General features: G+C 72.5%; 16 protein-coding genes. 2 read left to right on the forward strand and 14 right to left on the reverse strand.

Annotated features, from left to right (window positions below; translation table 11 throughout):
- Positions 1–99: 99 nt before the first annotated feature.
- Complete coding sequence (locus NV263_RS25455) at positions 100–1,095, reverse strand: hypothetical protein (RefSeq protein ID WP_263249150.1); 996 nt, start codon at positions 1,093–1,095, stop codon at positions 100–102.
- Between the two features lie 131 nt (positions 1,096–1,226).
- Between NV263_RS25455 and mce the strand changes: the two genes are divergently transcribed.
- Positions 1,227–1,679, forward strand: a complete 453-nt coding sequence (mce, locus tag NV263_RS25460; protein ID WP_263249151.1) for a methylmalonyl-CoA epimerase — start codon at positions 1,227–1,229, stop codon at positions 1,677–1,679.
- 7 nt (positions 1,680–1,686) lie between these two features.
- On the opposite strand, the gene NV263_RS25465 is transcribed toward mce, so the two are convergent.
- Together NV263_RS25465 and NV263_RS25470 are read right to left on the reverse strand one after the other, a co-directional pair.
- Positions 1,687–2,277: a TetR/AcrR family transcriptional regulator gene (locus NV263_RS25465; protein WP_263249152.1), complete on the reverse strand. Its 591-nt coding sequence runs from the start codon at positions 2,275–2,277 to the stop codon at positions 1,687–1,689.
- 86 nt (positions 2,278–2,363) lie between these two features.
- Positions 2,364–2,747 (reverse strand): SPW repeat domain-containing protein, encoded by a 384-nt coding sequence (locus NV263_RS25470; RefSeq protein WP_263249153.1) that lies wholly within the window; start codon positions 2,745–2,747, stop codon positions 2,364–2,366.
- Between the two features lie 173 nt (positions 2,748–2,920).
- On the opposite strand from NV263_RS25470, the gene NV263_RS25475 reads away from it, so the two are divergent.
- Positions 2,921–4,444, forward strand: a complete 1,524-nt coding sequence (locus NV263_RS25475) for a coiled-coil domain-containing protein (protein ID WP_263249154.1) — start codon at positions 2,921–2,923, stop codon at positions 4,442–4,444.
- 52 nt (positions 4,445–4,496) lie between these two features.
- Here the strand turns inward: NV263_RS25475 and NV263_RS25480 are convergent, their stop codons facing one another.
- The 11 genes from NV263_RS25480 to NV263_RS25530 all read right to left on the reverse strand — a co-directional run bounded on the left by NV263_RS25480 (position 4,497) and on the right by NV263_RS25530 (position 14,655).
- Positions 4,497–5,303, reverse strand: a complete 807-nt coding sequence (locus tag NV263_RS25480; RefSeq protein WP_263249155.1) for an alpha/beta fold hydrolase — start codon at positions 5,301–5,303, stop codon at positions 4,497–4,499.
- A gap of 52 nt (positions 5,304–5,355) precedes the next feature.
- Positions 5,356–6,105, reverse strand: coding sequence for an alpha/beta hydrolase (locus NV263_RS25485; protein WP_263249156.1), 750 nt, complete (start codon positions 6,103–6,105; stop codon positions 5,356–5,358).
- 47 nt (positions 6,106–6,152) lie between these two features.
- Positions 6,153–6,461, reverse strand: a complete 309-nt coding sequence (locus tag NV263_RS25490) for a hypothetical protein (protein ID WP_263249157.1) — start codon at positions 6,459–6,461, stop codon at positions 6,153–6,155.
- 26 nt (positions 6,462–6,487) lie between these two features.
- A complete protein-coding gene (locus NV263_RS25495) occupies positions 6,488–7,456 on the reverse strand; it encodes a DUF3558 domain-containing protein (protein ID WP_263249158.1) in 969 nt (322 codons plus the stop codon).
- A gap of 102 nt (positions 7,457–7,558) precedes the next feature.
- Positions 7,559–8,233, reverse strand: a complete 675-nt coding sequence (dhaM, locus tag NV263_RS25500) for a dihydroxyacetone kinase phosphoryl donor subunit DhaM (RefSeq protein ID WP_263249159.1) — start codon at positions 8,231–8,233, stop codon at positions 7,559–7,561.
- Positions 8,230–8,868, reverse strand: a complete 639-nt coding sequence (gene dhaL / locus NV263_RS25505; protein ID WP_263249160.1) for a dihydroxyacetone kinase subunit DhaL — start codon at positions 8,866–8,868, stop codon at positions 8,230–8,232. Before dhaL ends, dhaM begins: the two co-directional genes overlap by 4 nt.
- 12 nt (positions 8,869–8,880) lie before the next feature.
- Complete coding sequence (gene dhaK, locus NV263_RS25510) at positions 8,881–9,876, reverse strand: dihydroxyacetone kinase subunit DhaK (protein ID WP_263249161.1); 996 nt, start codon at positions 9,874–9,876, stop codon at positions 8,881–8,883.
- Between the two features lie 137 nt (positions 9,877–10,013).
- Positions 10,014–11,528 (reverse strand): aldehyde dehydrogenase family protein, encoded by a 1,515-nt coding sequence (locus tag NV263_RS25515; RefSeq protein ID WP_263249162.1) that lies wholly within the window; start codon positions 11,526–11,528, stop codon positions 10,014–10,016.
- Between the two features lie 168 nt (positions 11,529–11,696).
- Entirely contained in the window at positions 11,697–12,656 is a 960-nt protein-coding gene (locus NV263_RS25520; protein WP_263249163.1) for a DUF3558 domain-containing protein, read from the reverse strand.
- A 44-nt stretch (positions 12,657–12,700) separates the two neighbouring features.
- Positions 12,701–12,955, reverse strand: coding sequence for a hypothetical protein (locus NV263_RS25525; protein WP_263249164.1), 255 nt, complete (start codon positions 12,953–12,955; stop codon positions 12,701–12,703).
- Positions 12,956–12,975: 20 nt separating this feature from the next.
- Positions 12,976–14,655, reverse strand: coding sequence for a sodium:solute symporter family protein (locus NV263_RS25530; RefSeq protein WP_263249165.1), 1,680 nt, complete (start codon positions 14,653–14,655; stop codon positions 12,976–12,978).
- Positions 14,656–14,802: the final 147 nt, after the last annotated feature.

Genomic DNA, 14,802 nt, shown 5'->3' on the forward strand with positions numbered 1-14,802 from the left:
GCCTCGCGTCGACGCCGCCCTCCCATCATGGGTCGGGCACGGCCCACCGGACCATACCCGGGCTGACACCCGGTGCCACGCGTGACGGGCGACACAGGATCAGCAGGCGCCCCGGTCGGCGGTGGTGTCGCAGAGCCCGGCTTCGGCCGACCAGGTCAGCTTGGTGCGCGCGTTGACGCCGAGCTCGCGGGACGCGGACACGTCCGCGCCCGACCCGCTGTCGTCCTTGAGCCAGTAGCGGACCTCGTAGGCGGTCCCGCCCTGGTCGTAGGTGAACACGTAGAACGGGGCGGGCACCGGCGCGGGCCCGTAGCCGGGGGCGGTCCAGCCGCGCTCGCCCTCGGCCCGGCGCGGGTCGACGTAGAGGCAGTCGTGGTCGACTCCCTCGTACGAGCAGGTGCGCGGCTGGGCGCCGCCGAACCTGGTCACGCCCGGGTCGACCACCACTCGCTCGGTCCGCAGCCGCTGGAAGATCGTCTCGCAGGCGCCCCGGTCGCAGGCGTGCCAGTCGGACCACGCGCGGGCGCGGGCGCGGTCCGGAGCGGTCTCGCGCGCCCGGCAGTACTTGCCGACGACGTAGGGGACCATCCGGTTCGCGGCGCCGACCGAGTCGATGGCGGTGGCCGCGGTCTCCCGGGCTCCGAGGCCGGCCGAGTCGAGCTGCCAGATCCCCACGCCGGGGTTGAAGAACAGCCCGCCGCCGCGGCGCTGCGGGTCGGCGAGCGCGGGTTGCGCGTCGTAGCGGGACAACGTCATGGGCGACGGCGCGCGGCCCGAACCCGCGGTCTCCGGCCACGTGGGGGCCAGCGCCAGCCCGGCGGCGTCGTCCGCGCTGATCGGGCAGGACGCGGTGGACGCGGCCGCTTCGGCTGCCTCGCGCACCGCGCGGTACGCCTCGGCGCCGAAGTGCAGCGGACCCTTCGGAACGACGGCGCGCTCCCGCGCCAGCCGGTCGGCCTCCGGGCTGCGGCCGTCCCCGCCGGAGTCGGTTCCGTCCCGTCCGGCGGCTGCCGCGGCGGGTCCGGTGAACCCGAGACCCGCCACGGCCAGCACGGTGATCAGTGCGCGGACCGTGCCACGTTGCTTCCCCACCATCGTGACGCCTCCCCCGGTGAATCGGCCACGCGCCGATCAGCAGCAGCGTTGACCCGATGCACCGGCGGGACAATTCGATCTTGCGCCTTCCGGGGGTCTGCGACACCGGGTTCGCGCGTTACCCTTCGCCCATGCGAGCGGAACTGAACGGCCTGGTCACCGCCATCGACCACGTGGGCATCGCGGTCCCCGACCTGGACGCGGCCATCGCCTTCCACCGCGACACCTTCGGCCTGGAGGTCGCGCACACCGAGGTCAACGAGGAGCAGGGCGTCCACGAGGCGATGTTGCGGGCGCCGGGGGACGTCACCGGTGCCGCGCAGATCCAGCTGCTCGCCCCGCTGCGGGCGGACTCGACGATCGCGAAGTTCCTGGACCGCAACGGTTCCGGCCTGCAACAGCTCGCCTACCGGGTCACCGACGTCCAGGCGGCCTCGGCCGCGCTGCGCAGCAAGGGGGTCCGGCTGCTCTACGACGAGCCGCGGCGCGGCACCGCGGGCAGCCGCATCAACTTCGTGCACCCCAAGGACGCCGGTGGCGTCCTGGTGGAACTCGTCGAACCGTCCACTGAGGACGGTCACTAGGCCCGGCTCAGGGCTGCAGGGCCCGGGCGATGAAGGCGATCTCGCGGTCGAGTTCGTCGTGCTCGCCGTGCCGGGCCACCGAGTGGCGGTGGTTGACCACCCGGGCGAGCAGCAGCGCGGCGGTGTCGACGTCCCGCCCGGGCGGGTCCGGCGGCAGCGCCGCCTCGATCACCGCCCGGATCTGCTCGACGATCACGCGGAACCGCCGCTGCAACGCCTGGCGGACCGCCACGTGCGTGTCCGCCTCCCGCCACAGCACGCGACTGAGCAGCGGGGACGCTTCCGTCCTGGTGTCCAGTTCGCGCACCAGCAGGCGCAGGCTCGCCGCCACGTCGCCGCGCACCACGACCCGCTCGGATTCGACGGGTTCCTCGGGCAACCGCTCGACGAGCGCTGCGAGCAGGTCCTGCTTGCGGCGGAAGTAGTAGTGGATGAGGCCCTTGGGCACCTCGGCGCGTTCGGCGATCCGGGACGTCGGAGTGGCGTCGAAGCCGTGCTCGGCGAACAGCTCGCCGGCGGCGGTCAGGATCCGCTCGCGGGCTCCCGGGTCCGGACCGGCGGGCTCCGGGCGACGCCGGACGCCGACTGCCCGTGCCATCACCCACCACCTCCCGGCGATCACGACCGCCGCCGAAAATACCGCGTCGCCGCGCGGATCCCGGCGAGCCGGGGCCGGCGGTCGGCTCAGTGCTGCCCGGCCGCGCTCCGCTGCGCGGAGTTGGCCTCGGGCAGCGCGGCCGCGCCGGCGAGCACCGCCAGCACGCCGATCACCCACGAGGTCCACGCCGCACCGGCCAGGCCGGCGTAACCGAGGGCCCACGGCGAGATGAACAGCAGCACGCCCAACAGCATGTGGGCGTACTCGCTGGTCATGGACGCGGGCATGGCGAGCGACCAGGCGCTGGCGATCACCAGCAGCGCGCCGAGCACGACCATCGCCGTGGTGGCGCCCGCGGTGGTGCCGGTCCACAGCGACGCGAGGACCAGGTAGACGCCCAGGACCACCGCGAACCAGTCCTGCCAGCGGATCCAGGGTTTGACGGCCGAACCGCCGGACCTGTCGGCCATGCGGATCACCTCCACGAAGCCCGTTCTCGCACCCGCCATCGTCAGCTTGGTTGGCCAGCCGGTCAAGACGCGCCCCGCGCGGACTCACGCGTCCGCCCGGGCACGGCCGACGACACCGGTCGATCCGCGCCACACCTCCCACACCTGCGTCGCCTTCCAGGTAGTTTGGAGGCATGGGCCTTGCCGACGACCGCGATCTGCTTCCCCTCGGTTCGGGGTTCGACCTCGCTCGCAAGAACGGGTACGACCGAGCCCAGGTCGACGAACACCTGGAGCGGCTCGACGCCGACATCCGCATCCTCACCGCGGACCGCGACGCCGCCGTCTCGCAGGCGAACGACCTGTCCAAGCAGTTGGAAGCCGCCCGCTCGGAGGTCGAGAGCCTGCGCGGCCAGGTCGAACGCCTCGCGAAGCCGCCGACGACGCTGGAGGGGCTCAGCGAACGGTTGCAGCGGATGCTACGGCTGGCCCAGGAGGAGGCCAACGAGATCCGGTCGCGCGCCGAGTCGGACGCCGCCGAGACCCGCAGGCGCTCCGAGGCCGAGGCCAACAACCTCCGCACCCGTTACGAGCGGCTCATCGCCGAGGTCGACAGCCGGCGCAGCGAGATGGAGACCGAGCACCGCTCGCTGATGGACAAGGCCAAGGCCGAGGCCGAACGCATCACCCGCGAGGCCGAGGAGAACCGCAAGCGCGCCGACGAGGAGTCCGAAGCCCGCCGGGCCCAGGTGGAGGAGGACTTCGAGATCGCCATGGCCGCGCGCCGCAGCGAGGCCATGCGCACCCTCGCCGAGCAGGAGGCCACCAGCAAGGCCGAAGCCGACCGGCGCGTCCGCGAGGCCACCGAGGAGGCCAACCGACGGCTGCGCGAGGGCACCAACGAGGCACACCGCCGGGTCCGGGAAGCCACCGACGAGGCGAACCGCCTGGTCAGCGACGCCACCGCCGAGGCCGAGCAGCTCACCCGCGAGTCCACCGAGGCGGCCGAGAAGCGCGAGCGGGAGAGCGTCGAGGCCGCCGAGCAGCGCGAACAGGCCAGCAAGCAGGAGGCCGAGCGCATCGTCCGGGAGGCCACCGAGAAGTCCGAGACGATGGTCCGGGAGGCCACCGAGGAGGCCACCCGCCTGCTCGACGAGGCCACCCGCGAGAGCACCCGCCTGGTCGTCGCCGCGCGCGAGGACGCCCGCAAGCGCCTCGGCTCCACGACCGAGGAGGTCCAGCGCCGCCTGAGCAAGGCCGACGCGCAGGTCCACTCGCTGACCGAGCTGCGGGACGCGGTCGCGGGCAAGCTCCGCGACGCCGCCGAGATGCTCGGCCAGACCACTCCCCTGCTGGACCGCCTGGAGCAGGAGGCGGCCGAGGAGGAGAAGCTGCGCGACGCGGCCGCCGAAGCCCGCGAGCAGGCCCGCAAGGACGCCGAAGAAGCGCTGGCGATGGACGGTCTCGCCGAGCAGCAGCCGCAGCGCCCCGGGGCCGACCGCGGCGGAACCGCGCCGCAGGCGGCGAAGCCCGCCAGCGGCGGCAACGGCGACGGGCCGACCGACAAGATCCGCAACGAGCAGCCTCCGGCGCAGAACCCGCACGACCAGCCGACCCGCCGCATCCAGCTCCCGGTGCCCGAGGACGGCCAGTCCGGGCAGCAGAAGCGCAACCACAGCGCGACCCGCATCGACATCGCCCAGCAGACCAAGAGCTGAACCGGCCCGCCCAGCGCCTCCCGCGCGGGCTGCGCCGAGCCGGGCGCCGCGGTCAGGACAGCCAGCGCAGCACCGCGTCGGCGAAGGCGTCCGGAGCTTCGACCGGGGCCAGGTGGCCGACCCGCGGCAGCGTCACGAAGTCTGCCGCCGGGAGGAGCCCGGCGAGTTCCCGGGCGTGGTCCGGCGTGGTCAGGGTGTCCTCCTCGCCGACGACCACCAGGGCCGGTCCGGTGAACGAGCGGAGGACCTCGCTGCTGTCCGGCCGAGCCGCCATCGCCCGCTGCGCCCACGCCACCCCGTCCGGCGGCTGGGAGTCGACCAGTTCGCGCACGCGCTCGACGACATCCGGGCGGCGCTCCCGCGTCGTGCTGCCGAGCACGGTCGGCACCGTGTTGTCGGCGAGCCAGCCCGCGGTGCCCTCGCGCTCGGCGCGGTCGGCGACCTCCAGGCGCCCGGCGCGCTGCTGTTCGTCGTCCGCGGCGGCCTTGGTGTCGGCGAACAGCAGACCCGCCACCCGCTCCGGCGCGGTCCGCAGGATCGCCATCGCGACGTAGCCGCCCATCGAACACCCGCCGAAGACCGCGCGCCGCACACCCACCCGGTCCAGCAGGGCGAGGACGTCGGTGGCCACGAGGTCCAGGCTCGGACTGGCGGCCGCGGCGGCGCGCTCCCGGGGCTCGGACAGGCTCCGCGCCGACGCCCCGTCCAGCGGGCTCTCCCCCAGGCCGCGCTGGTCCGGGGTGATCACCCGGGCGTGCTCCTCCAACCTGGCCCGCGCGCCGTTCCACATCCGCGCGTCCACCGGGAACGCGTGCAGCAGGACCAGGGGTTCTCCCACTCCGGATTCGATGTAGTGCACGGCCCCATCGTGCCGGAGCGGAACCCCGCACGCGGTGCGCCAGGCCGGGGGCTCAGGAATCGACGATGTTGACCTGGCGGGTCTCGGCCGGGCCGTCCCAGGTGCGCGGCAGCGGGGTCGGGACCTCGGGTGCGACCGCAGCCACGATCGCGTCCAGCGCCGCCTCGGCCTTGCCGACCCACAGGTGCTTGGTGTCGGCGAAACCGACGACCTCGGCCTGCGGGATCGCCGCGAAGCGGCGGCGGGCCTCGTCGGGGCGCAGGTAGTCGTCGTACTCGGGGATCAGCGCGTGGACCGGCTTGCCGGACTCCGCCCAAGCGCGCAGGTGCTCGTCGGTGCTCCAGCGCAGCGGCGGCGACAGCAGCACCGCGCCCTGCACGAGCGGGTCGAGTCCGTGCACCAGGGTGAGGTCGGTGCCGAACGACCAGCCCACCAGCCACACGTTCGGCAGGTCGTTGAACTCCGCGTACTCCAACGCGGCGGCCACGTCGAACCGCTCGGCGTTGCCCCCGTCGAAGCTGCCCTCGCTGCGCCCCGCCTCGCTCGCGGTGCCGCGCGTGTTGAACCGGAGCACCGCCAGGTCGGCCAGCGCGGGCAACCGCCAGGCCGCCTTGCGGAACAGGTGCGAATCCATCATGCCGCCGTGGGTGGGCAGCGGGTGCAGGCAGACCAGGGTGGCCCGGGGTGGCCGGGACTCCGGGAGCGCGAGCTCCCCGACGAGTTCGAGCTCGTCAGCGGTGTACAGGGTGATCGGCTCGCGGCGTGCCGGGAGCACGGTGTTGGCGCGGATCTCGGTGCTCATCGCTCCCGATCCTCCCACGCCACGGGTGGTGGACGGGGTGTGACCTGCTACGACCAACGTCGCGTCGGCCCGCGCCGGGTTCGCGCCCGCCAACAGCCGTTGTGCCAGTGGCGGCGGTCGGCCACCCCGCCCTGCTCGGCCCCCGGCCACGCCACGACGTGCGCGACACCGGGCCGGATCTCGTGGTCGCACCCCGGGCACCGGTAAACCTTCGTGGCCTGCTCCGCCGGGATCGTGCGCACCATCCAGTCGCCGTCGGGGGTCTGCTCGACGCGCGACCAGCCGAAGACGGCACCCGTGGTGCGGGTGCTGACATCCGTGGTGAACCGGTGGCGAGGGCGGTTGCGGCGAGGCACGCCCACCACGGTAACCGCCGGGTCGATCAAGCTCGGGGCAGGTGCGGCCAGGTGGCCGCGGCCACGTCGCGGGCGTGGTCGCACGCCTCCGGCCCGCTCCGGCCGGGCATCGCCACCACCAGCATCGCGACCTCCACCTGCCCCGATGCCGGATCGCCGAACGGCACGTGCCCGGTCTCGACGCTGCACAGCGGCAGCCTCGGATCACCCCCGACGATGCTGACCACCGAGCGGCGTCCGGCGATCTGCTGCTCGGACGCGCCCTGGTGCAGCACCTTCGGCGGGTCGCCCGCGGTGTGCTGGAACTGCACGCGCGGGGCGTCGGCCGCTTCCCGTCCCCACAGGCACTGGTGCCGCGCCGGACTGCCCTGCGGCTCCGCCTGCTCCAGTCCGGGGATCCGCCGCACCGCGGCGAGGTCCACCTCCGCGCAGGGGTCGGTCAGGGCCAGCGAGTTCGGCGGGAACGACCGGTGCCCGACGCGGTGCTCGTCGAGCACCTTGAGCGCCGCGTCCGCACCGGCCTGCGCGACCGAGCACAGCCCGGGGCCGGGTTCGCCGACCAGCAGGTCCGCGCTCACCTGCATCGCCACGGAATCGGTGAACAGGACCTGCCGGGCGCAGTGGCCGGGCAGCGGTGCGTCCTGCACGACCCGCACCGGGCCGTGCGGCACCACCGGATCCCCGTTCGCGGCCCGGCCCGGATCCACCCGCTCCAACTGCCCGACCGCGAGCTGCGCCAACTGGCCGCCGCCCAGCTGGACGTGCAACAGGCAGTAGTCCAGCGACACCGTCCCGGCGTTCTCGACCTCGCCGAAGTCCCGCAGCGCCATCGGGTCGGTCAGCGTGCACGGATCGACCGTCCGCGGATCGCCGAGCACCGCCTGGCTCGTCCCCGGATCACCTTCCGGCTGCGGCGGTCTGGTCGGCGTGCACCCGGTCGCGAACAACACCAGCGCGAGGATCACCAGAGCGGGGAGGCGACGGCGCGACGACACGCGATCAGCCTATCCCGGCGGGAGCGCGCGCAGCGGTCGCGACAGACCGCGATGAAGGGAACCTTCCGATCACCGGTGACAGGAAGGTTCCCTTCCTCGCACCTACTCGTCGAAGTTGCGTTTGGCCAGGTCGCGGATGCGCTCGATGGCTTGGTCGGCGTCGGGGCCCGTCGCGTGGAGCGTGATGCGGTCGCCCTTGCGGGCACCGAGGCCCATGACGCCGAGGACGCTGGCCGCGTCGGCGTGCTTGTCGCCGAGGGCGATCGTGACGTTGGTCTGCAGGCCGGTGAGGCTGCGGGCGAGCAGCGCGGCCGGGCGGGCGTGCAGACCGACCTCGTTGGCCAGTTCGAGTTCCTCGGTGACCTCTTCGGCGGGGGCCGGGCGGGGTTCGGCGACTTCGCCGCCTTCGCGCGCGGCCTCGGCGGCGCGGGCCACCGCGCGCAGGTCGTGGCCGCCCTGGGCGGCCACCGCGGCGGCGACCGCACCCTCGACGAGCGGACCGTCGCAGACGATGGCGGTGTCGGGGTCGCCGAGGGACTCGACGGCCAGTTCGGCGACCATCTGCGCGCTGCCGAGGTCGTAGAGCAGCACCGCGCCGTCGCCGGTGTCGGCGTCGGACAGGGCGGCGGAGACCTTCTCGTAGTCGGTTCCGACGGTGCCGTCGGCCATGCCGCCGGCTGCGATCACGTGGACCTCCGGTGCCATCTGCCGGGCCAGTTCGGCGGCGCCTTCGGCGAGTTTGGTGCTGTGCGAGACGATGACGAGTCCGACGCTCATTGACGTGACCTCGCGGTTTCGGCGATAGCGGACAGGATCAGGGCGGTCGACCGAGCGCCCGGGTCGATGTGGCCGGCGCTGCGCTCGCCGAGGTAGGACGCCCGGCCCTTGCGCGCGACCAGCGGTTCGGTGGCCTGGGCGCCCTGGTGCGCGGCGTCGGCGGCCACCGACAGCACCTTGGCGGGTCCCTCGCCCGCCTCGGCGGCGGACTTGGCCGCTTCCACGGCGGGTGCCAGGGCGTCGACCATGGTCTTGTCGCCGGTGGCCGCCCGGCCGCGGGCGATGACGCCCTCCATGCCGGCTCGCAGCGCCTTGGCGACGGTCGGTCCGTCCAGCTCGGTGACGTCGCTGACGGCGGCGGCCGCGCGCAGGAACGCCGTGCCGTACAGCGGGCCGGAAGCACCGCCGACCGTCGAGATGAGGACCGTGGCGGTCAGTTTGAGCACGGCACCGGGCGTCTCCGGAGCCGCGGTGTCCACTTTGGCCACCACGGCGCGGAAGCCGCGGTCCATGTTCTCGCCGTGGTCGGCGTCGCCGATCGCCCGGTCCAGCCGGATGAGCTCGTCGCGGTGTTCGGCGACGACGGCCGCCGCCGAGCGCAGCGCGACGATCACGTCATGTGCTGTGCAACCCATCGAGTTCTCTCCTCACCAGCGCAGCGCCGCGGTGCGCACGGGCGCGTCCCAGAGCTCGGTCAGCTCGTCGTCCAGCTTGAGCAGGGTCAGGCTGATGCCCTGCATCTCCAGGCTCGTGATGTACGGGCCGACCAGCCTGCGCCGCACCCGGATACCCCGTTCGGCCAGCATCCGCTCGGCGATGCCGTGCGCCAGGTACAGCTCCAGCAGCGGGGTGGCGCCCATGGAGTTGGTGAACAGCAGGACGTCGTCGCCGTCGGCGAACGGCAGGTCCTCGACCACCGGGTCGAGCAGGCGCCGCACGATCTCGTCGGCCGAGGTCAGCGGGACCCGAGCCCGACCGGGTTCGCCGTGGATGCCGATGCCGATCTCCATCTCGTCCTCGGCCAGGTCGAAGCTGGGTTCGCCCACGTGCGGCACGGTGGGCGCGGTGAGCGCCATGCCCATCGAGCGCACCCGGCCGACCACGCGGCGCGCGAGGCGTTCGCAGGCGTCCAGATCGTCACCGCGTTGCGCGGCCGCGCCCACCAGCTTCTCCACCAGCACCGTGCCGCCCACGCCGCGCCGTCCGGCGGTGTGCGTGGAGTCCTTGACCGCGACGTCGTCGTCGACGATGACGCTGCGCACGTCGGTGCCGTCGACAGCGGCGAGTTCCGCCGCGGTCTCGAAGTTGAGGACGTCGCCGGTGTAGTTCTTGACCACCAGCAGGGCGCCCGCGCCGCTGTCGGTCTCCTGGATCGCCGCCTGCACCGCGTCGGGCGTCGGTGACGTGAACACCGCGCCCGGCACCGCCGCGGCGAGCATCCCCGGCCCGACGAAACCACCGTGCAGCGGTTCGTGCCCCGAGCCGCCGCCGGAGATGACCGCGACTTCGTCGCGAACCGGAGCGTCCGCCCGGACCACGACCGCCGGGTCGGTGCGCACCCGGAGCAACTCCGGGTGCGCCGCGGCCATGCCGCGCAGCGACTCGGCGACCACGGTCGCCGGGTCGTTGATGATCTTCTTCACCGATCGCCTCCTTGCTGCCTCGCCAACGCCGTCCGCGATGCAATGTGCACGCGGTCCCGCCGCCCTCGCATCCCCACCGGGGCGGCGAGGTGACAGCAAGGGAACCTTTCGCTCATCCGACGCGCAAGACCGCCAGGTCACCGGCCTCGGATGAGGCGCATCAGGCGCACCAGGCGGCGCACGGTGCCCTTGGACCGGCCGAAGGACATCGGGTTCAGCGGCATCCGGTAGCGGGTCCGGGTGACCGACTGCGCGCGGGTGAACTCGCGCAGGCCGTCGGCGCCGTGGATGCGGCCGAAGCCGGAATCGCCGACCCCGCCGAACGGCAGCGCCGGCACCGCGGCGAAGGAGATCACCGAGTTGACCGCGACCATGCCGGTGCGCAGCCGCCGGGCCAGTTCCAGGCCCCGGGCCCGGGAGAACACGGTGGCGCCGAGCCCGTAGCGCGAGTCGTTGGCCAGTTCCACGCCCTCGTCGACGTCGCGGACCCGGCGGAGGACGATGACCGGCCCGAACGTCTCGTCGGTGACGGCCTCGGAGTCCTCGGGCACATCGGTGAGCACCACCGGTTCCACGAACGGCGGGCGCACCGAGTCCCGCCCGCCGACCAGCGCGCGGCCGCCCCGGTCCAGCGCGTCGTCGACGTGGCGGCGGATGACGTCCACCTGGGAGGGCATGGTGATCGGGCCGAGGTGGGCGTTGGGTTCGCCGCCGGGCCGCAGCTTGGCGGCGCGCTCGGCGATCATCTCCTCGAACCGGTCGGCGACCGAGTCGACGACGTAGACTCGTTCCACGCCGATGCAGGTCTGCCCGGCGTTGGACATCGCCCCCCACACCGCGGCGTCCGCGGCGGCGGCCAGGTCGGCGTCGGCGTCGACGATCAGCGCGTCCTTGCCGCCGCACTCGACCAGCACCGGCGTGAGGGTCTCGGCGCACGCGGCCATGACGCGCTTGCCGGTGGCGGTGGATCCGGTGAAGGCGATCTTGTCCACCCCGGACGCGCACAGCGCGGCACCGGTCTCGCCGAAACCGGTCACCACCTGGAACACCGGGTGTTCGGGGACCACCTCGGCGAAGCTGCGCGCCAGCCACTCCCCGACGCCCGGGGTCAGCTCGCTGGGCTTGAACACCACGGCGTTGCCCGCGGCCAGCGCGTGACCGATGGAGCCCATCGGGGTGAACGCCGGGTAGTTCCACGGACCGATGACGCCGACGACGCCGAGCGGCAGGTATTCGACGGTGGCGGTCTGGTGGGCCATGAGGACGCCGGAGGGGACCTTGCGACGCCGCAGCACCTTCTCCGCGTTGTCGGCCGCCCAGTGCAGGTGGTCGATCACCAGCACGAGTTCCAGCTTGGCGTCGTCGAGCGGTTTCCCGGTCTCCGAACAGATCCTTCCCGCCAGTTCGTCGAAGCGGCGGGCCAGCAGTTTGCGCCACGAGTCGAGCCGCTGCTTGCGCCCGGAGAACCCGAGTTCGGCCCACCACGACTGGCCTTTCCGGGCGGCGTGCACGGCTTCCCGCACCGCGGCGGCGTCGTGGACCGGGTGCCGGTCCACCACCTCGCCGGTGCGCGGATCGATCGACTCGAAGGTCGGGGGCTGCGATGCTGCCCCGGTGGACGTCTCGACGCCGCCACGGGCGGTCTGGGTCATGACCGGCCTCCCACCTTTTCATCGGTCGTTGTCATCGTGCAGCCTACGGAATCATCTGCCCGAGTGGAGCCGCTCCGGGCTCGTATTCGCCCGCGGTGCGCCCGTTTCCTCCCCGCGAGCGGACGAGTGACCGGTATCGCCGCGCACCCCGCACCGCTGCCTGCCGGCTCATGCGGTCGGAAGTTTGGGGCGGACGGTCCTGGCGAGGTTGACCGCGTTCGCGCACGGGTCGAGCGGGAGCTTGTTCGAGTTGGTCACCGAGACCCGCACGAGCTCGCTGTCGCCGACCGAGTTGGCGTTCCTGCGGTGTTCCCACTCGACCCGGCACGACGGCATGTCCGCGCTCGGCGTCACCGACGCCTGCGCGCCGCCGATGTCCGCGGGCGGCAGCGAACCCGGTTCCGGCGCTCCGGTGGTGAACTCGACGTGCAGCTCGACGCCGTTGTCCGGTTGCCAGTCGCAGGCGTAGATGCCGTCCGGCTCGCCCCGGGAGGACGCGCCCGCCGCGGCGTCCCGGGCGGCGGCCGGGTCGATCATGGCGCACGGGTCGAACGCGCCGAGGCTTCCCGAAGCCCGGCCGCCGATCGGCGGATTGGAGCGCAGCACGCGGACGACGTCCGACATGATCTCGACCGCCGGCGAGCACGGGTCGGCGGTCTCGGTGCTGAGCTGCACCACCATCCCCTTGGGCGTGCCGAAGGGCGGCCCGGCACCGCCGCGGTAGGCGCTGCGCACGAAGCACCCGCCCTCGCTGGGGGCGATGTCGGTGGGCAGCCCGCCGACGAGGTGCTTGCTGCCGTCGGAGAGGTCGCCCTCGAAGGACAGGGTGAGGTTGAAGTCCTTGCCGTTGCGGTCCTTCATGAAGTTCGAGCACGCCCCGAGCGCTCCCGTGGTGTCCCGCGCCGGCTTTCCGTACCGGTCGAGGCCGGCGGCGCGCAGCGTGGCGCACGGGTCGACGGCGCGCAGTGTGGCCGGGTCGAAGGCCGGGTCGAACAGCACCGGGTGGTCGAGGTCGTAGTGCCGCACCGGCACGGTGCGGCGCTGCGAGTCCGTCCGTCCCGAGGTCGAGCATCCGGCCACCGCCAGCACGGCGAGCAACGCGGCGATCAGGGTGACGTGTCGGGGCACGCGATCACACTAACGACCGCGTCGCAGGCGCGAGGCCGAACCGGTCACGACTCCGTTCCGGACTCCGGCACGACGATCGGGCGCAGCCGCACCCACAGGGCGAACAGCCCGGAGAACACGAGCATGCCGATGCCCGCCCACAGGTTGATGTTCACCCCGGCGGCCTTGGCCACCTCGGCGGCCGGTTGCAGCACGCCCACGACCGTCAGCACCGCGCCGTAGATGACGAACAGCAGGGCGATGATCGTCCGGATGTCGAAGGCGCCCGCGGTGCGGCGCGCCGGGCCACTGTCTGCCATGGGAAGGACGCCTCCTCGCCTCAGCCGAACACGATGTTCAACACGATGGTGATCACCAGCGCGATCCCGGCCAGCAGGCCCGGGCGCCGGTACCAGCCGGCGTCCTCGCCGGTGGTCGCCGCCTTCAACGACGACCGCGGGGTCAGCGAGTACACCAGGCCGACCAGTTCGGAGTCGGGTTTGGGCCGCGTCGCCAGGCTGACCAGCACGCTGACCACCACGTCGACCACGAACGCGGCACCGGCGCCGACGAAGCTCGCCCCCTGCCCGGGCAGGTGCAGCACCTCGGTCTTGGCCAGCGCGAACACCGTCACCGCCGATGCGGTGCCGAGCACCAGACCGGACCAGCCCGCGTGCGGGGTCATCCGCTTCCAGAACATGCCCAGGATGAACGTGGCGAACAGCGGCGCGTTGAAGAACGAGAACAGCTGCTGCAGGTAGTCCATCAGGTTCGAGTAGCCGGAGGCGATGAACGCGGTGCCGACCGCCAGCACGGTGGCGCCGATCGTCACCCCGCGCCCGAACCGCAGGTAGTACCGGTCGTCGCGGTCGCGCACCACGTACGACTGCCAGATGTCGTAGGTGAACACGGTGTTGAACGACGACAGGTTCGCGGCCATCCCGGCCATGAACGACGCGAGCAGACCGGCCAGCGCGATGCCGAGGATGCCGTTGGGCAGCAGGTCGCGCATGAGCAGCAGGATCGCGTCGTTGTAGTCGACGTTGCCCTGCCCGGTCTGCTTGTAGGCGGCCAGCTCCGGGACCGCGACGGCGGCGATCATGCCCGGGATGATCACGATGAACGGGATCAGCAGCTTGGGGAAGGCGCCGATGATCGGGGTGCGCTGCGCGGCGGACATGCTCTTGGAGGCCATCGCCCGCTGCACCTCGACGAAGTTCGTCGTCCAGTAGCCGAAGGCCAGCACGAAGCCGAGGCCGAACACCACGCCCAGCACGCTGAGCACCGGGTTCTGGAATCCGGTGAGTTCGGTGGCGGGCCACGCGGACAGCTGCTCGGCGCCGCCCTTGCTCGCGGTCACCTTCTCCACGAGACCGGACACGCCACCGACCTTGACCAGGCCGATGACCGTCAGCGGCAGCAGCGCGGCGACGATGACGAAGAACTGGAGGACCTCGTTGTAGATCGCCGCGGACAGCCCGCCGAGGGTGATGTAGCTGAGCACGATCAGCGCGGCGACGATGATCGACAGCCACAGCGGCCAGCCGAGCAGCGCGTTGACGATGCTGGCCAGCAGGTACAGGTTGATGCCCGCGATGAGGATCTGGGCCAGCGCGAAGCTGATGCCGTTGACCAGGTGGGCGGCGCGACCGAAGCGGCGGAACATGAACTCCGGGACGCTGCGCACCTTGGACCCGTAGTAGAAGGGCATCATCACGACGCCGAGGAACAGCATCGCCGGGACCGCGCCGACCCAGAAGTAGTGCATCGTCGGCATGCCGTACTCGGCGCCGTTGGCGGACATCCCGATGATCTCGATGGCGCCGAGGTTCGCGGCGATGAACGCCAGCCCGGTGACCCACGCGGGCAGCGCCCGGCCGGAGAGGAAGAAGTCCAGACTGGTGGAGACCGCCCGGCGTGCCAGCAGGCCGATGCCCAGCACGAAAGCGAAGTAGAGCGCCAGCAGCGCGTAGTCGACGGCATTGGCGTCGAGTAGCTGTTTCTGGGCTAGCACGTGCACGCTACCCCACCTCCAGACTCAACAATTTCAAACGATAATCACCACTGGAGCGGCGGCAGACGGACAGTACCGCACAACAAGTCCACACACGCTGAACCGATACCAATTCGTTGATTCCCGACACTAGATCGATCAGGGGCGCGCCGC

The organism is Saccharopolyspora rosea (assembly GCF_025643595.1).
Lineage (GTDB): Bacteria > Actinomycetota > Actinomycetes > Mycobacteriales > Pseudonocardiaceae > Saccharopolyspora > Saccharopolyspora rosea.